Source organism: Chitinophaga sp. H8, assembly GCF_040567655.1.
Lineage (GTDB): Bacteria > Bacteroidota > Bacteroidia > Chitinophagales > Chitinophagaceae > Chitinophaga > Chitinophaga defluvii.
Window position 1 is genome coordinate 2,944,117 of sequence record NZ_JBEXAC010000002.1, and the last position, 22,307, is coordinate 2,966,423.

Sequence of the window (22,307 nt, forward strand, 5' to 3'; positions counted from 1 at the left end):
AAAAAAATCACGATGCGCTAAAAGCGTCACAAATGTCCTGCTTTTTTTCCGAAAAATAAAAGAGGAATTGCGTAAATCCGCCACCGGCGTATATTACACAATTCCTATAGGCTGTAAGGTTGAGTAGCTTTAGAGGGCTTTAACTATGCCATGGTAAGGTAATCCACGGGCTTTTTGGGTGGGTGAGCAGTACCTGCATACCTGTCAGCATGGCATCTAAATCGGTACCATCTGTACCATTCCATACACAGCGGGCAAACTGGTAGGAGATAGACAGTTGTTTCCAGGAGGTATACATTTTGCGGATATTGGGCACACAAGCCATGATCAGGGCGAGGGCTTCTTCCCGGGAGATATATCCGGCATCAAATCCGCCACGGGCCAGGTTGATCACACGGGCATAGTCCCAGATCAGCATATCCGGTTGTGTGTCCTGGTCAATCACCTGTTTTTCCCGGAAAAGCTCCAGTGCATCACGCATATTGCGGAGTTTCTCCATATAATCTGCCTCTTCCAGTTTGTTGGCCGCCACATATTCCCGGATAAATTCCTTGCTTTCCTTGATAGAAACGGTATTGATTGCCTGCCAGATGGTATCATATGCAATGCGGTGCCCTTCATTAAACAGCCAGGTAGTGGTTTCCAGCAGCTCTTCCTTACTATCAATGTCCCACCAGGTGGATAACAGCTGCCGGCAGTCCTGTTTGCTGAGGCCGGTGGTCAGATCATTCAGATATTGCCCGTTCTGGAAAGCCAGGTCCGCCCCACAGGCTACGGCCCATTGCTCCTCGGTAGTGAGTGTGCTGGGGTCGGTCAGTTCAATATCTTCCGGTACTTCATGGCCTTCGTCAGCGCCGGTTTCTCCGGTAAACAGCTGGTTAAACTGCTGTATATTTTGCCCAAACTGGTTGAGCTGCTGCATCCATTCGTTAGACATATTCATGGATTGGGCCATCTGCTGCCGGTACATGGCGATCATTTCCTCACTCAATCCCATGGCTTTTAAAGACTGTAAATATTGCTCAATGGCGTTTTCCTGATTCATGTAGCATTCGGGTTAATGGGTTAAAATCTTAAAGTACCCAATTTACAGCATATGCTCAAAGTGGCAAAATCAGGGAATACCTGTCATAATCCTATGATGAAAGGGGGAATAGCGCCAGAAACTTTAAGAGAAACCCAGATATATCCCATGCATATTCCGGAGATATCCCGTAGATATCCCGACCAGATACATTGTCGGGATATCTACGGGATATATACGGGACATATACGGGACATATACGGGATATCCCTATGCAAACGTAGGCCCATGGCAGAAATTGGGTCTAGTCCTGGTATAGGTTTACACCTTTTGTTAATAAATCCTGATTGTAGTTTACAACCAGGTGATTTAATCCTGTATTTGGTTTACGGATTTGTTATTGGCGCTTGGTCTGGCACTGACTTTTCCGAAAGTCTTACCTTTATCCAAAAGAAAAGACATGAGGATAGCATTTTTAGGCATGGGCCTCTTAGGTTCCAATTTTGTCAGGGCGATGATCAGCAAGGGGGAGGAAGTGCAGGTATGGAACCGTACAGCAGCCAAAGCAACAGCATTGGAAGCTGATGGGGCCAAAGCATTTAGTAATATAGTAGATGCAGTGAGCGGTGCCGACAGGGTGCATCTTACCCTGAAAGACGATGGCACGGTAAATGAAGTGCTGGAGATGGCAGCAGCCGGATTAAAGCCGGGGGCTGTTATTATAGATCATACCACCACTTCGGTGGAGGGGGCCATACAAAGAACCCGGGAATGGCAGCAGCGGGGATTTACTTATCAGCATGCGCCTGTGTTTATGGGTCCTCCAAATGCGCTGGCCAGCACTGGCTTTATGCTGGTATCTGGTGATCAGGGAGTGATTGCCCGATTGGAGCCAGCTTTGTCAAAAATGACAGGCAAGGTGATCAATTTTGGTCCGGAAACGGGCCGGGCCGCAGGCATGAAGCTGATAGGCAACTCTTTCCTGGTGAGCCTTACCGCAGGGCTGGCAGATACTTTATCGCTGGCCAAAGCGATGGAAATCCCCATTCCGGAAGTAGCTTCCTTATTTACCTCCTGGAATCCTGGTAATATGCTGGCACAACGGCTGCAAAGAATGAGTGCCGGCGGACAGATCGAACCTTCCTGGGAGCTGAATATGGCGCGGAAGGATACCGGACTATTTATAGCTGCTGCCCAGAAAGGAGGCGCCCACCTGGCTGTATTGCCAGCGATAGCTGCCGAAATGGACCGCTGGATAGCCAAAGGACATGGTAGTGACGACTGGACCGTAATAGGGAAAGAGGCGGTGTCATAAAAGGAGATTAATTTCCATGACAAAGAGAGCACTTAGGAGGGATCAGGAGGTTATTATTAAACTGGTAATTGCGCTTGATGTTGAGATGTATCAGTTTTTTCCACAAAGGATTGAAAAATGAATGCTACACTATTCTCTAATAATATACCGCTTGGCACTATATTGCTTAAAGTCGAAGATGAATCTATGAATGTGGTAGGAGGTATACTGAGACCCAATGAGCATTACCTGGGTATGCAGCCCATTTTTCGTCGTGCCAATGGGCTATTTACGGATGAACTAATAGCATTAAATCTTGTTGTTCAACTGGAGAATAGATGTTATTTAATTCCAGAGGGCGGGCTTTCTATTTACGACCTGGTGGAGTTTCCAGATGAAATATCCCTGTCCGTGGTGGCAATTCAGCGACATGCAATGGATGTGTTTTTCCTTTCATCACAGCCCTTATCTTTTCTTAAAGAACCTTGGTATCCTATTGATATAGACCAGAAGATAAGGTATGAAGCTGAATTAGATAATGAAATGGGGAAAAGTATAACGATTGCGGATAAAACTTATGTGTCCGCAGAAAAGCATACACTATCCCAGTTTACCCGTCATGCATATGCCTGTTTTGGTCCTAACGATGATGTGCTATTTTATATTTCAAATAAAGAGGAGTCTTCACCTACTTTTGCAGTAGTTCATTTGACATGGAAACAAGGAGTTGAAATTTCAGCTAAATATCCAATTACTACATACTATAGTGATTTTGACGAGTTCTCGATAAAAAGAATGAATGTAGATCATCTTGAGTGGGATTGAGGGATATCGCTAATGTTTCTTCAATTGTTTTTTTGCTTCTTTGTGTCCCAGGGCTTTGGCTTTTTCAAAATAATGTTTGGCCCAACGGTCTGACTGAGATACGCCATCTCCATATTTAAAACAAAGTCCAAGATTGTAAAGTGCTTTCGGATCGCTTTTGCGTGCAGCTTTTTTATACCAATGGATCGCTTTTTTATGATCTTCTTTAACGCCATGACCATAGAAGTAAGAATAGCCCAGGTCTCTTTCTGCTTCCGTGTCTCCTTGTTTGGCAGATAATGTATACCATTTAACAGCTTTCTTATAGTCGAGGGCAACGAATTCTCCATGTGCGTAGAAAAAGCCGATGTTGTATTGGGCTTCTCTATGCCCCTGGTTGGCCGCTTTGAGATACCATTTAAATGCTTCGCCAACATCTTTCTGAACGCCATTACCATGATCATAACAAGTACCTAAGTAGAATTGTGCTCTCTTATGCCCGCTGGCAGCGGCTGAATACCAATGCGCAGCAATTTTTTTCCAACTCTTTTTCCCGGAAGCTGTTTCAAAAGCCAAAGAATAACCCAAGAGAAACTGCCTGTTTTGTTCGGCTTTTCTAAGTAATTGTTTCATGGTTATTGAGCATTTTTGATGAAATAGAAGCGCCTACAGGCTTAACCAGTAGATATTGTACGCAATGTTAAGATAATGAATAATCGACAGAGGTAGTCATATGCGGGGTAGCAAGAGACCCGGATGAAATGATAAAGTATAAATTTGTAGAGCAATAAGTAATCAGTACAATAACTTATTATCTGCATTAATTAGTTCGATCGCTTTTTTGAAGGACGATGTCAGAAACTGAGCCCCATATTGATCCACTTGCTTAAATACACCTGTTTCGTTTTTCAGGAATCCATATGTAGCACTATTGATTAAGTAGTCAGCAAAGCCTATAAAGCTTTTATCCTGGCTATCGGTATATTCACTAATAATCCGGTCAAGGGGCCAGATTGAAATCATATTACTTCGCCAATCAAAGTCTGTAAATCCATTTACTTGTAAGTAAAGTGTTTTGAATTCATCCGGGAATAGGTACCCCAACATTTTTTCGGTATCATTGATTTGTGCTGGAGACGCCCCCGGCCTTAATGTTATATTCTCTGTCTTCCATTGAAGAATAGTTGTTTCTACCCAGTTTTTCATTGTCATTATAAGTCTAAGAAACGTATAATATTCTGGTTAATTTCAGCATGCTGTTGTGCATTACCTTTCTCATCCATATCACCATGATTTGTATGAGGAAGGTACAGCCCGATAAAATAAGACAAAGGATTAACCTGGTAATAATGTGGGAACTCATCCTGGAGAAAAATTATTGTAGGAAATAAAAAACACCGCAATGATATTGTATGTTTTTGTATTGATAAACTAAAATATGCTACAACTTATCGTGAAGAGGTGAGGGGAAATAAGACCGGCACTATTCATGCCTGTTTACCAGGAACAAACAGCGCCGGCCATCAGCTATTTATCTTACTTGTTTATTTCAAGGCAAAGCAGTTTGCCATCTGTGGAAGATGTGATAACGGTGCTTTCATCGATTGGCTGTACCGTATTGACAAGACAGTTGGAAAACTTGTGCTGCCATAATAATGCACCATCCTTAGCAGATAAGGCATATACGATCCCTGAATTGGTGGGCACGTAAATAATTCCTTTTTGCTCATTGATAGGGGAAGGGCAGATATCATATCCCAATTGTACCGGCGATTGCCATAACAGTTCTCTTTGCTGGCTGCGTGCATTGAAAGCCAGGATATTTCCCTGCATGGTTTTGGCATATACGCGGTTATTGTCTTCAGATATGCCCATTGATTCCCGCACCCAGTTGTCTGCATCTTTAAAGCGCCATATTTCCTGTCCATTGTCGGTGTTGAGCACGGTCATAAACCGGTCGGGCGATACCATGAACAGCTGTTTACCACTTATTACGGGCCAGCAGGCAGCAGGAGAGAACATCCGGTTGGTAGCCCCATTGGTCCAGGTCCAGGCAGCTTTGCCGGTGCTGGCATCTAATGCATAGAAATTATTACCCCAGGAGCCAAAGTACACTTTGCCATCCTGTACCAGCGGCCGGGTTTCTACAAACCCATGTATAGCTGCATACTCCCAGCGCAATTTGCCGGTAGGGATTTCCCAGGCACGGCAATGCCCGTCAGAACCGGCAATGATAGCCAGGTTATTGTATAGCGCTGCAGAGGAAACAATAGCTTTGCCGGTAGGTTGTGACCATAAGCGTTTACCGTTACGAAGGTCCAGGCAGTATACGTTACCGTCTGTACCGGGTACCACAACATACTTTTCGTATACTAACGGCGTAGCATATATTTTACCTTTGGTGGTATATTTCCATATCAGTTTTCCGGTATTTTGATTTACTGCTTTGATATCACCGTTGGTATTGGTGTAGATCACTTTACCATCGGCAATCGCAACAGCACTGCCCATATCGCCGGATTCCTGTACTTCCCATTTTATCCGCACGTTAGGAAAGGCTTTATTCATGCTGTAATCTGGCCGGGGAGGGTGTTCCATCCATACCGGCTTATCGGCGGTAGGGATAGGTACCCCATGCCAGGAGGCCAGGGTAGCTACACCAGGTGTACGCTCATTGAACAGGAGGGAATCTCCCACGATGGAAACAATATTATAGCCACCTATTGGGGCACCCGCCCGTAAGTTGGACCGGCACATGATTCCCGGAATCCCTTCAAAGTTAAAAGCGCGGTTAGTATGGCCATGCCCGCATATCATCGCCTTTACATTGCGTCCGTGCAGGCGTTCCAGTACTTCATACCAGTTGCTTAACGAACTATCCTGCGGGTAATGATTGATGTAAATAATGGGCTGTTGTTTGTTGGATTTCTTTTGCAGCTGTTTGTCCAGCCATACGATGTTTTCCCTGGGTACTTGCCCAGGCCCCATACGCATATTAGGGCCGCTGTTGGTACCAATAAACCAGTATCCTTTGTGCTCGAAACTGAATGTTTCATCCCCAAATACGGTGCGGAAAGTATTACAGCCGCTTTCGGACCATTTGGTGTCATGATTGCCTGGCACAATATACCAGGGTTTATTCAGTCGGCTGATAATGCTTTTGGCCAGCTTTAATTCATCATCAGTACCAAATTCGGTCACATCGCCGGAGAAGATGACAAACGCCACGTTCTGATGATTAATATCTTCCACTGTACGCTCCAGGTCTTCCTGCCCGCTTTCATTACCAATGTGCGTATCCGTTACCAATGCAAAGCGAAACAGGGTATCCTGTGCTACTGCTGTAAGGGTGAGCAGACAAGAGAGCAGAAAGATACCTGTATGTGTGATCAGTCTTTTATTCATCGCCGATTTATTTTTCCCAATCCGGGTTTTGCGTTAAGTTTTTATTTAGCAACATTTCCGTTAAAGGTAATGGAAAGAGGTAATGTTTGGGAGACTCAAATTTTTTAATATCCACCGGATGTACGATGATATTGCCTTTGGTATCTTCTGTTAATGCACGGTCTGGTTTCAGGATAAAGTATTGTAAGCCTTTCACCGGATTATCCGGTCTGGCATCTACGATGGCGATATCATTTTTACCATCCCCATCCAGGTCAAACTCACCTTTCCCAGGGAAGTAAGCCCCCAGAAAACGCTGTGCCAGCAGTGCACCTAATTTCCAGCGCATCAGGTCCTGGTAGCGGAATCCTTCGATGGCCAGTTCCACACGGCGTTCGCGGCGTACTTCCAGGATGGCAGGATCTGTAACACCAGGATTGTGCTGCACCAGCACCGGATCAGCTGTCAGCCCTGCCAGGATAAGGAAAGGCATGCCTGCCCGTGTACGGATCACATTTACGGATTTATCTGCATCGCCCTGTGTAAGCTGGTGGAGTTCTGCTTTAGCCTCTGCGTAGATCAGCAATACTTCTGCATAACGGAAGATAGGCAGGTCATTGCTGTTAGAGTTAAAACCATCCTGATCGGTACCTGTTACAAATTTAATACCCTGGTAGCCGGTTAAGGCATCGGAGTAATCAGGTACCAATGGTACGTTGGTGCCAATACGTTTGTAACCGGGCGTGCGGATGGTTTGGGCTAAGCGCGGATCACGGTTTTTTACTTCTTCCCAGTAAGGCATGGTAGCATAGTTAGGTACGGCAGAGAAAGGTGTACCATCTTTCATGAGGTAACTATTGATGAGTGCTTTGGTAAGACCAGGCGCGCCCAGTGTAGATACGGTAAAAGCACCATTGGCTGTATGGGTTTTATTAAGGGTGCGGTCATATACCCTGGCCAGGATAACCTCATCCGTATTGGCAGCATCGGCGGCAAACAGGTTGAGGTAATCTGTTTCCGGCTTGCCGGTGCTGTATAATTTATACATGCCGCCATCCATAATAGCCTTTGCTGCATCAGCAGCTTTTTGTAACAATTCATCTGCACCACTTAATCCCAGCTCACTATGGTATTTGCGGTAAGTACCTTCAAAGAGGCATACCCGTGCTTTCAGTGCCAGCGCTGCCCATTTGGTAATGCGGGAAACGTTTTTCCCGGCCTTGATCTTTGCCGCTGCAAAATCGAGGTCTGCCAGGATGGAGTCTATTACCAGCACACGTGAATCCCGTGCTTTGTATAGTTCAGGGCTATTGGCTTCCAGCGGATAGCTGTACCAGGGTACATCACCAAAGCGCTGTACTTTTTCCAGATAAAAGAGTGCCCGGAAGAAGCGGGCAATACCGGCATAGTGATTTTTAACAGAATCCGGAATAGCCGCTTTCTGATAGCTGTTTAAAAAGTAGTTGATATTGCGCAGTGCTCCCCAGTTCCAGCCGGCTTCACCAGCGCTTGTTTTTACTATATGACGGCCTGCCACTACTTCGTTGGTAGAAGCCGTTTCAACATTGTCGCTGGTGTTATCCGCCGAATAGATATCTGTTCCGGGAAGGTTGCCATACAGGCTGTTGGTATATATTTCCAGGTCCTTTTCGGTGTTGAAAAAATCCTGTGGTGCAATATCGCTGAGTGGGCGACGCTCCAGGAAGTCTTTTTTACAGGCACCTGATATGGCTACCAGTACTAAAAGTGTATATGCTAATAATTGCTTTTTCATCCGTTAATTTTTTATGGTCCAGAATGTTACCTGGTTTAGAAATTCACATCAATACCAAATGTATAGGTGCGCTGTATTGGATATACAAAGCCTCTACCGTTGCTGGTGCCCCCATCTACTTCATCGTTAATACCTTCCGGGTCAAATGCTTTGGAGATACGGGTAAATTCAAACAGGTTTTGACCGGAGAAGAAAATCCGCGCCTTATCGATACCAATACGGGTGGTCCATTTAGCTGGAATGGTGTATCCCGCTGTGAGGTTCTTTAACCGCAGATAGGCCGCATTCTGGAGGTAACGTGTTTGTTTTACACCCAGCTGGCGGCTGGCATCAAAAGCATCGTAGGCACGTGGACGTGGGAAGTAGGCATTTGGATTTTCCGGCGTCCAGTAGTTATTGTAGATATGATCGTATACCGGTTGGTTCCACCGGTTGTAGAAACCCCAGAATACACCGGACTCTGCTTCCGGCCAGAAGTCACGCTTACCAATACCCTGGAAGAACACATCAAGCGAAATGCCATTCCAATTGGCACCGGCGCTCACACCATATGCATAGCGGGGGCGGTCGTTACCAATCTTGTACATATCTCCCGGATCATCTACCGTGTTTTTGCCATTACTGATCTTATCATCCCCATTGCGGTTCTCGAATTTGATATCACCAGCCATTGGATGTCCGTTGAGGCTGTACGCCAGGCTCTGTACCAATCGCTGATCTACGTGTGTTTTGTATTCTTCATCTGTCTGAAAAAATCCCAGGGTTTTATATCCCCATATTTCGCCTAATTCCATCCCTTCGTAATAGTCGCCCAGGAACTTGTTGGGATTATCAAATTTGGTGATGAAAGACCGGCTGTCGGATAATACTACGCCGAAGTTGTAAGAGAAAGGCTTCCCAAAGAGGGTGCTGCGGTCGTTCCATTTTACAGAAAACTCCCAGCCTTTGGTAGAAAGGTCGGCCGCATTTTGTTTAGGTTCTGTTGCACCTAATACCGCAGGCAGGGTCTTACCTTTTGTGAGCATGCGGGTAGTGGTACGGTTAAACCAGTCGAATCCTACATCCAGGCGGTTGCGCAGCGCGGTGAAGTCCAGGCCGAAGTCCAGCGTAGTAGCTGTTTCCCAGGTTAGATTTACCGGCATCAACCCCGGCGCACCTACTGCCAGTGGCTGTGCCCCATCCAGGATATCGGATGTTTTATACACGCCCAGAGTATTGAGGTAGGTATATTCTGATAAAGACAATTGGTTACCCAATGAGCCATAAGAAGCCCTTACTTTCAGGTTGCTGAATGCTTTGGATAAAGGCTGGAAGAAAGGTTCTTTTGAGATGATCCACCCTGCTGAAACAGAAGGGAAGAAAGCGTAGCGGCTGGAGTCTGCAAATTTGGAAGTACCATCATAACGGCCATTCAGTTCCAGCAGATAACGGTCTTTAAAATCATAGTTGAGGCGATAAAACACACCACGTATGGCCCATTCTCTTTTATTATCACCTACAGTAGCCACACCGGAAGTGAGGTTCAGGGCGCTTTGTTCCTGGGTGATATTATCATCGCGGCGGGCAGTAAAGTAGCTATATTTATTCAGCTCCTGGTTAAAACCCAGCAGGCCTTTAAAATGGTGTTGCCCAATGCGTTGTTCATATTCAGTGTACAGATTTACTACCTGGTTGAGGGTTTCACCCATGGAAGCAGCGGTGTAGTCCTGATTGGAATAAGCTGCGATACTGCCGGGCTTGTTTTCGTATTTCAGGCGAATGTTCTGAATATCGTTCCGGTTTTGGGTAACGAACACCGTGTAATCACCATTAAAGCGCAGCTTGTTGTTTAAAAAACTGGTTTGGAAGCCCAGTGTATTTTTCAGGAGCTGATCCTTTTGCAGGGAGCGGCCTCCCTTTTCCAGCTGGCCGAAAGTAAGCATCCCTGCCTGTGTATAATTTCCAGAGGGCGTTTTGATTGCCTCATAAGGGTTGGCAAACAGGGAAAGGTAGCGGTACACATTAAATCCATTGGCCACAAATTTGTTGGGTGCATCATACAGGCCCTGGATCATTTCCACATTATCATATATTTTCAGCCAATCGGTTACCTGGTTGTCGAGTTTCAGGCGGAGGCTGTATTTTTTATAGTCATCCGTAGCCACACGAAAGGCACCTTGTTGTTTCATATAACCGGCAGAGATAAAGTAGTTGGTATTTCCTTTACCACCGGATAAGCTGACATAATGTTTACTGAAAGGCTGCTGATCGTTATAAAATTCGCGGTACCAGTCGGTGTTGGCGCCCCGGATGAAGTTACCGGCAGCATCTACTCCCAGTTCGGGAAGAGAAGGATCTTCCTGGCGTTTTTTAAGATAAGCGATCACATCCGGCATACCGGGCTGATCACCACCTGCATAACCGCGATAGGCTTCATTTTGCAGCGTGGCAGCAGCTAATGGATCATTTACCACATGTGGCAGGCGGGTAGGTTTACTCCAGCCGAAGCTATTGGTATAGCGTACCTGGGGAGCACCGGTTTTGCCTTTGCGGGTGGTAACGAGGATCACACCAAAAGCAGCCCGTGCACCGTAGATGGCAGCAGAGGCCGCATCTTTCAATACCGTTACACTGGCCACATCTTCGGGGTTGATCATATTAATATCTCCAGGTGTGCCATCGATGAGGATCAATGGGCCACCACCATTAATGGAGGTAATACCTCTGACATTAAAATCTCCACCCCTTCCTATACGGCCATCACCAAAAGTGATATTCAGGTTAGGAATAGCCCCCTGTAGCCCCTGGGCAATGTTGGTAATAGGGCGGTCTTCAAATACTTCTGATCCTACCTGTGAAATAGCACCGGTCACATTGGCTTTCTTCTGGGTACCATACCCTACCACCACTACCTGCGCCAGGGAGTCATCACGCAATTTCATTCTTACAATCAGGTTGATGGTTTCTCCTTTCTTGATAGTATATCCTTGCAGTTGTTGTGTTTTATAGCCTACAGAGGAGAAAATAAATTCATAGTTATCACCAGCCACCAGGTTATCGAATTTAAATAGCCCTTTTTCGTTGGTTACCTGGAACGATATTTTGTTGGTAGCCACCTGTACCGCTTTTACGGAAACGCCCGGCATTTTTTCGCCTTGCGGACTTTGTACTACCCCCGCTACATCGGGCTTGTTTTGTGCCTGACTGATGATAGGCCGGAGGGCAAAGAGTAATAATAATAACCCTGCACTATGGAGTGAGTGTTTGTTGACGAAGCGTTTGATCATAGCGTTAATTTTAGACAATACATTCCCTGGCCGCATGGGCAGCCTGATTTTTTGCTGGTTTAATGCTTTATTATTTCGTTAATGAAAAACCTTTATCCGTATGCGTCAGCTGGAGGTTATTCAGTGTGGCAATGACTTCCAGTATCTGCGCTAAAGAATCATTGTAACTAAATTCTGCGGTTACACGAATTTTTGATAATGCTTTTTTATCGTAGCTGATCGTTGTTGAAAAGTGTTGTTCCAGTGTTTGTAACACGGCAGGCAGTGGCTGCTTAAAATACACCAGGCCTGTATTGGCAGTAGTGTGCTGCTCATTGGGCGCTATTGTTTTACTTACCCGTTTATTTTTACTCCATATTACCGGGCGGGCATCTCCGGTGTTATAGCTCAGTTCATCTCCTGGTACCAGATATTGGGCCGCAAAAGTGGGTTGCCCGGGCTGTTGCTGGTGATCTATGCGCACCTTACCATTGAATAGTTTTACCGTTACGCTACCGTTGGTGATATTTTCCTTTACCAGAAAAGCTGTACCCAGGGCGGTAGTACCGATGGAAGCGGTATATACAGTGAGCGGGCGTTTGCTGTCCTGTGCCACTTCAAATCTGGCTGTTCCGTTTAGCCAGATCTCCCTTTTGCTGGTAGTAAAGTGACGCCGGTAATGCAGCTGGCTGTTAGGATGTAATTGTACGGCAGAGCCATCTTCCAGTACCAGCGCTATGATTGTTTGTCCATTGTTTTTATGATACTGTGTATCTGAAAGTGGTGCAATGACAGCCTGTAATGCCATGCCGATGGGAGGCGCTACCTGATGCCTGTTGCCTGCCAGTGCCCATACCAGCACTATACTACCGGTAAGCACTGCAGCAGCAGCTATCCGCCTGAGTACTTTAAACATCCGGGAGCGGGCATAAATCTTACTTTGTACTTTATGAAGTACTTTATCTGAAACAACGGGATGCAGTTTGCCTTCCGGTTCAAAATTTTCCCAGTCCTGCCATTGGAGATATTCCTCCATCGCTTCCGGGTGTTCTTTAAAGTATAATAGCACCTCTCTTTCTTCCTCTTCGGTACATTGCCCTTTAATAAAGCGTTGATATAATGCAGGTGATAAAGCCATAAAAACAGGTGCCTTTACGAATACTACGTTTGAAATGACATGATCCCTTACCCGTAACAATTTATTTACAATGGGGATACAGATAGGGGGGAAGATCAGTAGAAAAATGTAAGTAATACACGGCGCAGGTGCTTTAGTGCTTTGGTGATATGAACTTCTACGGTTTTAGGGGAAATGGAGAGCAGATGGGATATTTCCTTGTGCGACAGGCCGTCAATGCGGCTGAGCATGAATACTTTTTTGCGTACCGGGGGGAGTTTTTCCATTTCCAATTGGAGATGGTGCATCGTGTCCCGGGTAGCGGGTTCGGTGACCTGTGAAGTATGCCCGATGCTATCTGTATAGGATTTCAGGAATGCCCGTTGTTTATTGTTTTTGCGGAGCATATCTATCATAGTAGTTTTGGCTATCCGGAACAACTGTTCTGACAGGGTATGGTCGTCAGACAGGTTTTTGCGGTAGCACCATAACTTTACAAAGGTAGCCTGCAGCAGCTCCTCCGATAATTGCTGGGAACGGGTATGCTTCAGGAAATAGAAATATAATTTTTCGTGGAAGGCTGCGTATACTTGTTCAAATATAATTGCGTCCCCCTCTTTTAATGCAGTTATATTTTCCACGGAACAGCTTTTACTTTTGGCAGCAAAGTTGACAAATTAAAAAAGATATTGGTTGTTAATTAAACATTAATTCTCCTCTGTGTACTATCTGTTTCTACAAGATTAAAAAAATATCAGTCAATTCCAAATGGGGGATTAAACACAAAAGCCGTCTCAATCTGAGACGGCTTTTTTTACTTTTGGGAGTAATAACCCTTTTGGGGCTCCTAAAAAGATATGCTTACGATATTAGTGCATGAATTCTTTGATATCCTGCATAATACGTTTGGCAATATTATCAGCTGTAGTTTCATTCTGACTTTCAGCGTAGATACGTATAATAGGTTCGGTATTGGAAGTACGGAGGTGTACCCAATCCTTGTCAAATTCGATTTTCAGACCGTCTTCTGTATTCAGCGGCTGATTTTTGTATTTGCCTTTAATTTTTTCAAAGATGGTTTTTACATCTACTCCTTTGTCCAGTTCTATCTTATTTTTGGAGATAAAGTAGTCAGGGTAGCTGTTACGCAGTGCTTTGATGCTTTTTTGGCTGTGGGCCAGGTGGCTCAGGAATAACCCGATACCGATCAGGGCATCACGTCCGTAGTGCAGGTCCGGAACGATGATACCGCCATTACCTTCTCCACCAATTACCGCATTTACTTCCTTCATTTTCCTCACCACGTTCACTTCACCTACCGCAGAAGGATGATATTCTCCACCATTTTTAAGGGTAACATCTTTCAGTGCCTGGGTAGAGGAGAGGTTGGAAACGGTATTACCTTTTCTTTTGCTCAGTACATAGTCTGCTACTGCCACCAGGGTATATTCTTCGCCAAACATGCTGCCATCCTCGCATACAAAGCAAAGGCGGTCTACATCCGGATCTACTGCTATACCCAGGTCAAATTTGTTTTTATTCACTTCATTGGACAGGGCGGTCAGGTTTTCCGGAAGAGGCTCAGGGTTATGGCTGAACTTGCCGGTTACTTCTCCAAACAGTACTTCCACTTCTGCTACACCGAGCGCTTTCAGCAATGGTGGAACAAACATGGAGCCGGTAGAGTTTACCGCATCTACCACTACTTTGAAGTTGCGCTTTTTAATAGCAGGCACATCTACCAGGGGGTAGTTCAGTACGAGGTCAATATGTTTTTGCAGATAGGAGTCATCCTGTTGGTAAGATCCCAGTTTGCTAACATCCACAAAGTTAAAATCTTCCCGTGCAGCAATATCGAGCAGGGTAGCGCCATCTTCTCCGGAGATGAATTCCCCTGCGCTGTTGAGCAGTTTGAGGGCGTTCCACTCTTTAGGATTATGGCTGGCAGTAAGAATAATACCGCCGGCAGCCTGTTCCATTGTAACTGCGAGTTCTACAGTGGGGGTGGTGGAAAGTCCCAGGTCTACCACATCGATGCCTAAAGCATTGAGGGTGGATACTACCAGGTTTTTTACCATTTCACCGGAAATACGACCATCACGGCCAATCACCACTTTTTTGTTGTCAGGGGATTGCTGGAGTAACCAGGTGCCGTAAGCTGCTGTGAATTTTACTACATCTACCGGAGAAAGACCCTCACCAGGCTTACCTCCAATAGTACCGCGAATACCAGATATCGATTTGATCAGTGCCACAAGATTCAATTTTTAAAGGAAGGCAAATATAAAAAAAACACTTTTGCCCGGTAATTTTTATTTCGGTTATGGTAACAGTATGGAGGCTAAGACCTTATATGATTGACCACCCACTATTTCCATAGCTGTTTTTTATGCTATATTTGCGGTTACGCTTTTTAAAAAACAGCTAAAGTATACATGAAGTACTCCTGGAGGAATGTACCCCGGTATATCCGTTATGTGCTTGCTCAAACAGTATGCCTTTTTCTTTTAATGGTATTGTTCCGGTTGATATTTTACTTTTTCTTCATAAAGACTACCATTACAGATCCGGCTATTATTACCAAGGCCTGGTATCTGGGATTAAAATTTGATCTGAGGCTTACCTTAATATTAATCGTGCCAATAGGTGCACTGGCGGTTATTTTTCGTGACCGGTTCTTCACGCGGCCTGTTTTCCGTAAGATCAGCTTTACGTATTTCTTTATAGTATACCTGTTACTCACCCTGGTTTATATACTGGATCTGGGGCATTATGATTACCTGGGGTTGCGGCTGGACCCGTCTATCATGCGTTTTCTGGCTACCGGCGAGCGGATGACCAATGCGCAGATGGTATGGCAAAGTTATCCGGTAATCCGGGGCACCCTGGCCATCCTGGTATTTATGTACCTGGTATACCGGCTGCAACGCCTGCTTTTCAATCGTTTTGCACAGCAGCCGGGGCGGCAGTTAAGGAACTGGCCTTTCACCGCTTATGTGGTGTCGATGGTATTATTGATCGCCGCGGGTATATATGGGAATGTGGCGTATTTTCCCCTGCGCTGGAGCCAGGCCATGTTTGCCAAGGATAATGGGGTCTCCAGTCTAGCATTGAATCCTGTATTATATTTTGTATCCAACCTGTCTGTACAATCAGATACTTACGATATTGCCAAAACAAAACAATATTACCCCTATATCGCAAAATACCTGGGAGTAGACAGCACCAATGCGGAACAGCTGAACTTTGTACGCACCGTCCCCGGTGTGGATAAACCCCGTTTGAATGTGATATTGGTGATGCTGGAATCTACCGGCGCAGCGGTAACGAGTATGTATAATAACCCCATGCAGGCCACGCCCAATATGCAACGGCTGGCAAAAAACGGGGTATTGTTTGAAGACTTTTTTGTACCGTCTATCAGTACTGCCCGCACCGTATATTCGGTAACTACCGGTCTGCCGGATATTGCCCGTACCAAAACGGCCAGCAGGCATCCTAAAATGGTAGACCAACGGGTAATCATGGATCAGTTCAAAGGGTATCAGAAATACTATATGCTGGGAGGAAATACCAACTGGGCGAATATCCGGGCTGTATTTACCAATAACGTAGACAGCATACAGATCTTTGAAGAAGGTTACTATAAATCACCCAAGGCAGATGTATGGGGCGTATCTGATTACGACCTGATCACCGAAGCCAGTGCTATCTTTAAAAAGGCCAACGATAACAAACAACCTTTCGTTGCTTTCCTGCAACTGGCCGACAATCACCCTCCTTATACCACTACCGCCGGGGCAGGTGATTTTAAGAAGCTGACAGAAAAAGATATTGATATGAAACTGTTCAAACAATCCGGTTTTGTATCTATAGACCAGTTCAATGCTTTACGTTATGAGGATTATAATGTAGGACACCTCATCAGTATGGCAGAAAAGGATGGTTACCTGGATAATACGATCTTTATGATGTTTGGGGACCATAACTGTATATTAAACCCTTATAGCTTTACTCCGCTGCCGGAATATGATATGGCCACGGGAGGCGTACGGGTTACCTGCTTCATGTACAGCCCTAAGCACCTGGCCCCACAGCGTATCAGTGAGCCGGGCAGTTTGCTGGACATATATCCTACGGTAGCTAAAATGGTGGGTATGCCATTTAAAAACTATACAATGGGCACCGACCTGTTTGACAGTACCCGTACCGAGAAATATGCATTTATTACCTATATGCGTAATCAGCAGGGCTATTATGCCATTTATGGAAAAAGGTACCTGTATGAAATAAATAATAATGGCAAGAGTACGGCCTTGTATGATTTGCAGGGAGATCCGTTGAAAGATGTGCAGCTGCAACAGCCGGACACCGCCAGATATATGGATAATTTAACACGTGGGTTTTATGAAAGCACACGATATTTGATGTTCAATAATAAAAAGAATTGAGCTGCGAGCTCGCAGCTCATAGCTAATTAGCGGAATATACATGGAAGCGGAAAAGTTCTGGTTTAAAGATTGGTTTAATTCTCCCTATTATCATTTGTTGTATAGCAACCGTGATGAACGGGAGGCGGCTGCATTTATAGATAAGCTGCTGGCTTACCTGCAGCCACCAGCAGATGCATTGATGCTGGATGTGGCCTGTGGGAAGGGGCGCCATGCCAGCTACCTGGCGGATAAGGGGTATACCGTAACCGGTATAGATCTTTCCATAGAAAGCATCAATGCTGCCAAGAAGCTGGAAAATGAACGCCTGAGCTTTTTTCAGCATGATATGCGCCTGCCTTTCTGGGTGAATTACTTTGATGTGGTATTTAACTTTTTTACCAGCTTCGGATATTTTGATAGTCAGCGGGACAATGACAATGCGCTGAGAACCCTTAAAAATGCATTGAAGCCTGGTGGTAAGCTGGTATTGGATTATCTGAACAGTAATTATGTAGCCCAACACCTGATAGTGGATGAAGTGAAAGAAAAAGACAATGTAGTGTTTGACATCCGCAGGGAGGCAAAGGACAAGAAATTCCTGAAAGACATTCATATCCTGGATAAGGATAAGATGCAGCGGGCTCATTTTACGGAAAGCGTGAATGCTTTCACCAGGGAAGATTTTGAAGCCATGTTTACCCGTCAGGGGCTGGAGATAACGGAAATCTTTGGAGATTATCATTTTAACGGTTATGATGCGCAGCAATCGCCGCGGTTGATTATAATAGCCACAAAAGCCTAGCTATGCTTGAAAACCTGCTCCGCTTTGATCTGAGATTGTTTTTTCATATTAATGGCCAGTGGCATAATGCCGCATTGGATGTGATACTGCCCATGCTGCGGGAGCCTTTTTTCTGGGCGCCCCTATACCTGTTTCTGGGATTATTTGTAACGATCAACTATGGATGGAAAGGCCTTTTCTGGATTTTCTTTTTCCTGATCAGTTTTGGCCTGGCAGATCAGGCCAGCCTGTATATCAAGGAAGCGGTGGGCAGGTTAAGACCTTGCCGTGATCCGCTGATCAACCAGTTTGTGCGGGTATTGGTGGTGTACTGCCCATCAAGCGGTAGTTTTACCTCTTCCCATGCCGCGAATCATTTTGCGCTGGGTACATTTTGTTTCTTAACTTTAAAAAAGATTATTCCGGGTTATGCCTGGCTGTTTCTCGTCTGGGCAGCTATCATAGGATATGCACAAATATATGTAGGCGTGCATTATCCGTTGGATATTACGGGAGGAGCTATACTGGGAATACTGATAGGCTTACTGACCGGAAGGGTGTTCCAACGCCGTATTAGACTGGAGTCTGAATTGATATCATGAACTGGAGCTATTTAATACTTATTCTGGCAGCGACTATTGCCGGTGGGGTGATACCCATGACGGTGAAGCGGATTCACCCCAATTTTTCTATTTATTTACTGGCATTCACAGGGGCTTTCCTGTTCGGGGTAACCATCATGCACCTGTTGCCGGAAGTATACCATGAGCTGGGCCATGCTGCCGGGATCTATATTGCACTGGGCTTTTTCCTGCAGGTATTCCTGCAGCAGCTATCGCATGGCATGGAGCACGGGCACACTCATGTACCTTCTGAACATCATCATCATATAGCCGTAACGCCATTATTGCTGGGGTTATCTATTCATGCTTTTATGGAAGGGATTCCCCTGGGCTTTCATTTTGAAGACCGTTCTGCCTTACCCTCCCTGATGTTGGGGGTGGCTGCACACAAGATCCCGGAGGCATTAACACTGATCACTGTTATGATGCATGCCAATAAGAGCCGGATGGAACTATGGCGGATTATCCTGCTGTTTGCCTGTGTAACACCATTCGCTGCTATACTGGCTTCCCAACTGGGAGAACGGTTTACTGTGGTGACTAATTCGCTGGTATATGTTACCGCCCTGGTAATAGGCGCTTTTTTACACATTTCCACTACCATCTTTTATGAAAGTGGCACCAAACACCATGAATTAAGCCGCCGTAAGGTAATGGCAATAGGTGCAGGGATCGTTTTGGCCTTTCTAACCTTATTATTCGAATAATTTTATATTTTAGTCTTTAAATCATGGAAGTCGTCGTCATCATCCTCGTCCTAATTTTGCTCAATGGTATTTTTGCCATGTCTGAAACTGCTGTTAGTGCAGCACGGAAGGGCCGGTTGGAAAATATGGCAAATAAAGGGGATGAAAAAGCAAAGGCCGCCCTCAAGCTGGCCAATAATCCGGAAACATTTCTGTCTACCGTTCAGATAGGCATCACATTGATAGGGATTTTAACCGGTATCTATGCCGGTGAAACCATTAAATCCGAAGTAGTTGTTTTACTTAATCAGGTGCCCTTCTTACAACCTTATAGCAGCATCATTGCTACTATTCTGATTGTACTGGTGATCACCTATTTTTCGCTGGTACTGGGCGAACTGGTGCCCAAGCGTATAGGTACGGCCAAGCCGGAGTCTATTGCCAAAAGGATGGCAGGCGCCATGTATATACTGACCCGTATTGCCTATCCTTTTATCTGGATACTGACCGCCTCCGCTAATGTTATCATGCGGATACTGAATCTTAAGCCGTTTGATTCCCATGTAACGGAGGAAGAGATCAAAGCTATTATCAGTGAGGGAACCACCTCCGGGGCCATTGAAGAAACGGAACAGGAGATCATTGAACGGGTGTTTAACCTGGGCGACCGTAACATTACCTCTTTGATGACCCACCGTACTGATATTGTATGGCTGGATGTAAATGAACCGGTTAGCTCTTATCAATCGAAGATCAACGATAGCCTGCACTCTGTATATCCTGTATGTGACGGGCAAATAGACAGTATCAAAGGACTTGTTTCTATCAAAGACCTGTATGCGGCTTCCGGAAAGACAGTAGCCCTGCAGCAGGTCATTAAAAAGCCCTTGTTTGTACCGGAAAACAATTCCGCTTACCAGGTGCTGGAAAAATTTAAGGTAACGCAGATTCATGCTGCATTTATAGTAGATGAGTATGGCACTTTCCTGGGAATGATCACCTTGAATGATATTCTGGAAGCCATTGTAGGAGATATGCCGGAAACGGGCCAAACGGATGATTATGAGATGGTAAGAAGAGAAGATGGTTCCTTTCTGGTAGATGCCCAGATCCCGTTTTATGACTTCCTGAGCGAGTTTGACCGGGAGGAGTGGATGAGCGAATTTGAACAGGACTTTGATACCATGGCTGGTTTTATCCTTCACCACCTGGAACATATCCCCCAAACAGGAGAAAAATTTGAGTGGAGAGGCTTTACCTTTGAGATTGTAGATATGGATGCACACCGGATAGACAAAGTACTGGTATATGTGAAACCTGCAGAAGAAACAGAAGAATGAACAACACCTGTAACACATAAGCAACGTTTCTGGAAATGAAACATAACTGTCATTAATCCCGAAAAATAAATGTGAATGTCACAATAATCCTTTCAGGGAGGCTACCGAACCTACCGGTATTACCTGCCGGCACTGTTGTGCAGTGCTTTCCAAAAGAAATTTTTTCCTTAAGCATTAGGATAAACGCATCTTTGTGCTATTTTTGAAGGTTTTTTCTAATGAACATTTAATTTAATATAATATTAAGATGGTGGTATTAGGAAGTAAGGCGCTCTCTCTGGATGAAGTGTACCGGATATTGTTTGGAGGTGAAGAGCTGGTATTGGAACAAGCGGCCTTACAACAGGTAAACGAGAATTTTTTGTTTCTGGAGAAGTTCTCTGCAAAGAAACTGATCTATGGCATTAACACTGGTTTTGGCCCTATGGCACAATACCGGATCAGTGATGCAGACACGCATCAGCTGCAATATAATCTTATCCGCAGCCATAGTTCCGGTTCAGGAAAATGGCTTCCCCCTTTATTGACCAGGGGATTGATGATAGCAAGGTTAAGCAGCTTTATGCAGGCCCGTTCCGGTATTCATCCGGAAGTAGTGCATTTGTTGTGCGATCTTATTAATAAGGAAGTATATCCCTGTGTATTTGAGCATGGTGGTGTGGGAGCGAGTGGCGACCTGGTACAGCTGGCACACCTGGCACTGGTGCTGATAGGAGAAGGGGAAGTGTTATATAAAGGCGCCATACGTGATACCGCCGAAGTATTTGCAGAGTTGGGACTTCAGCCTATATCCATTCACGTAAGGGAAGGCCTGGCCATTATTAACGGTACTTCTGCCATGACCGGGGTAGGCCTGGTAAACCTGATAGAAGCTAAAAAGTTGCTGGGATGGGCTTGCACCCTGTCGGCCATGATCAATGAAATTGTGGAAGCATTTGATGATCATTTGTCTGCCGAGCTGAACATCGTGAAAAAACATGAGGGGCAGAACAAAGTGGCGGCCATCATGCGTGACATGCTGAAAGACAGCAAGATGGTACGGCATCGTCCGGATCACCTATATAAAGAACTGGAAGAAGAGATATTTAAAGATAAAGTACAGGAGTACTACTCCCTGCGTTGTGTACCGCAAATACTCGGACCCATATACGATACGTTGGTACAGGCTGAAAAGCTGGTGGTACAGGAACTGAACTCGGTGAGTGATAATCCGGTGGTAGACCATCATCATCAGAACGTATACCATGGCGGTAACTTCCATGGCGATTATGTATCTCTGGAGATGGATAAGCTGAAAATTGCGATCACTAAACTTTCCATGTTGTCGGAAAGGCAGCTGAACTATTTGCTGAATGATAAGCTGAATCATAAGTTCCCTCCCTTCCTGAACCTGGGTAAACTAGGCTTCAACTTTGGCATGCAGGGAGTACAGTTTACCGCTACTTCAACTGTTGCAGAAAACCAGACATTGTCATTCCCGATGTATGTACACAGTATTCCTAACAATAATGATAACCAGGATATTGTAAGCATGGGCTGTAATGCCGCTTTAATGGCCAACCGGGTGATAGAAAATGCTTTTGAAGTATTGGCTATACAGGTAATGACCATGTTGCAGGGAGTAGATTATCTGGATTGTGAAGCACGGCTATCTACTTGCTCACAGAAGATCTACCGGGAAGTAAGGGCAATTTTTCCTAAATTTATTGAGGATACACCCAAGTACAAGGATCTTCAGAAAATCAAGGAATACCTGATCAAAAACGAACCGGTGAAGTTTTAATACACGCGGTACATTCGTC

General features: G+C 45.1%; 17 protein-coding genes. 8 read left to right on the plus strand and 9 right to left on the minus strand.

Annotated features, from left to right (window positions below; translation table 11 throughout):
* Positions 1-139: 139 nt before the first annotated feature.
* Positions 140-1,045, minus strand: a complete 906-nt coding sequence (locus ABR189_RS25755) for a DUF1266 domain-containing protein (RefSeq protein ID WP_354663367.1) — start codon at positions 1,043-1,045, stop codon at positions 140-142.
* Between the two features lie 439 nt (positions 1,046-1,484).
* On the opposite strand from ABR189_RS25755, the gene ABR189_RS25760 reads away from it, so the two are divergent.
* Positions 1,485-2,339 (plus strand): NAD(P)-dependent oxidoreductase, encoded by an 855-nt coding sequence (locus ABR189_RS25760; RefSeq protein WP_354663368.1) that lies wholly within the window; start codon positions 1,485-1,487, stop codon positions 2,337-2,339.
* A 117-nt stretch (positions 2,340-2,456) separates the two neighbouring features.
* Positions 2,457-3,143, plus strand: coding sequence for a hypothetical protein (locus ABR189_RS25765; RefSeq protein WP_354663369.1), 687 nt, complete (start codon positions 2,457-2,459; stop codon positions 3,141-3,143).
* A 9-nt stretch (positions 3,144-3,152) separates the two neighbouring features.
* Here the strand turns inward: ABR189_RS25765 and ABR189_RS25770 are convergent, their stop codons facing one another.
* From ABR189_RS25770 to glmM, 8 genes are all read right to left on the minus strand, one after another.
* Complete coding sequence (locus ABR189_RS25770; protein ID WP_354663370.1) at positions 3,153-3,755, minus strand: tetratricopeptide repeat protein; 603 nt, start codon at positions 3,753-3,755, stop codon at positions 3,153-3,155.
* Between the two features lie 162 nt (positions 3,756-3,917).
* A complete protein-coding gene (locus ABR189_RS25775) occupies positions 3,918-4,328 on the minus strand; it encodes an SMI1/KNR4 family protein (protein WP_354663371.1) in 411 nt (136 codons plus the stop codon).
* 330 nt (positions 4,329-4,658) lie between these two features.
* On the minus strand, positions 4,659-6,527 hold the full coding sequence (locus tag ABR189_RS25780) for an outer membrane protein assembly factor BamB family protein (RefSeq protein WP_354663372.1): 1,869 nt from the start codon (positions 6,525-6,527) through the stop codon (positions 4,659-4,661).
* Between the two features lie 7 nt (positions 6,528-6,534).
* Complete coding sequence (locus ABR189_RS25785) at positions 6,535-8,280, minus strand: RagB/SusD family nutrient uptake outer membrane protein (RefSeq protein WP_354663373.1); 1,746 nt, start codon at positions 8,278-8,280, stop codon at positions 6,535-6,537.
* Between the two features lie 35 nt (positions 8,281-8,315).
* On the minus strand, positions 8,316-11,546 hold the full coding sequence (locus tag ABR189_RS25790) for a SusC/RagA family TonB-linked outer membrane protein (protein ID WP_354663374.1): 3,231 nt from the start codon (positions 11,544-11,546) through the stop codon (positions 8,316-8,318).
* 70 nt (positions 11,547-11,616) lie between these two features.
* Positions 11,617-12,663, minus strand: coding sequence for a FecR family protein (locus ABR189_RS25795; RefSeq protein ID WP_354663375.1), 1,047 nt, complete (start codon positions 12,661-12,663; stop codon positions 11,617-11,619).
* A gap of 95 nt (positions 12,664-12,758) precedes the next feature.
* A complete protein-coding gene (locus tag ABR189_RS25800; protein WP_354663376.1) occupies positions 12,759-13,283 on the minus strand; it encodes an RNA polymerase sigma factor in 525 nt (174 codons plus the stop codon).
* A 228-nt stretch (positions 13,284-13,511) separates the two neighbouring features.
* Positions 13,512-14,897, minus strand: coding sequence for a phosphoglucosamine mutase (gene glmM, locus ABR189_RS25805; protein ID WP_354663377.1), 1,386 nt, complete (start codon positions 14,895-14,897; stop codon positions 13,512-13,514).
* Positions 14,898-15,077: 180 nt separating this feature from the next.
* On the opposite strand from glmM, the gene ABR189_RS25810 reads away from it, so the two are divergent.
* The 6 genes from ABR189_RS25810 (at position 15,078) to flxA (ending at position 22,288) form a co-directional block, all read left to right on the plus strand.
* Positions 15,078-17,093 (plus strand): LTA synthase family protein, encoded by a 2,016-nt coding sequence (locus tag ABR189_RS25810; RefSeq protein ID WP_354663378.1) that lies wholly within the window; start codon positions 15,078-15,080, stop codon positions 17,091-17,093.
* Positions 17,094-17,133: 40 nt separating this feature from the next.
* On the plus strand, positions 17,134-17,877 hold the full coding sequence (locus ABR189_RS25815; RefSeq protein WP_354663379.1) for a class I SAM-dependent methyltransferase: 744 nt from the start codon (positions 17,134-17,136) through the stop codon (positions 17,875-17,877).
* Positions 17,878-17,879: 2 nt separating this feature from the next.
* Positions 17,880-18,458 carry a phosphatase PAP2 family protein gene (locus tag ABR189_RS25820; protein WP_354663380.1) on the plus strand — a complete coding sequence of 193 codons (579 nt, stop codon included), beginning with the start codon at positions 17,880-17,882 and terminating at the stop codon, positions 18,456-18,458.
* Positions 18,455-19,186 carry a ZIP family metal transporter gene (locus ABR189_RS25825; RefSeq protein ID WP_354663381.1) on the plus strand — a complete coding sequence of 244 codons (732 nt, stop codon included), beginning with the start codon at positions 18,455-18,457 and terminating at the stop codon, positions 19,184-19,186. Before ABR189_RS25820 ends, ABR189_RS25825 begins: the two co-directional genes overlap by 4 nt.
* A 23-nt stretch (positions 19,187-19,209) precedes the next feature.
* Positions 19,210-20,505: a hemolysin family protein gene (locus ABR189_RS25830; RefSeq protein WP_354663382.1), complete on the plus strand. Its 1,296-nt coding sequence runs from the start codon at positions 19,210-19,212 to the stop codon at positions 20,503-20,505.
* Between the two features lie 247 nt (positions 20,506-20,752).
* A complete protein-coding gene (gene flxA / locus ABR189_RS25835) occupies positions 20,753-22,288 on the plus strand; it encodes a flexirubin biosynthesis tyrosine ammonia-lyase FlxA (RefSeq protein ID WP_354663383.1) in 1,536 nt (511 codons plus the stop codon).
* Positions 22,289-22,307 lie beyond the last annotated feature (19 nt).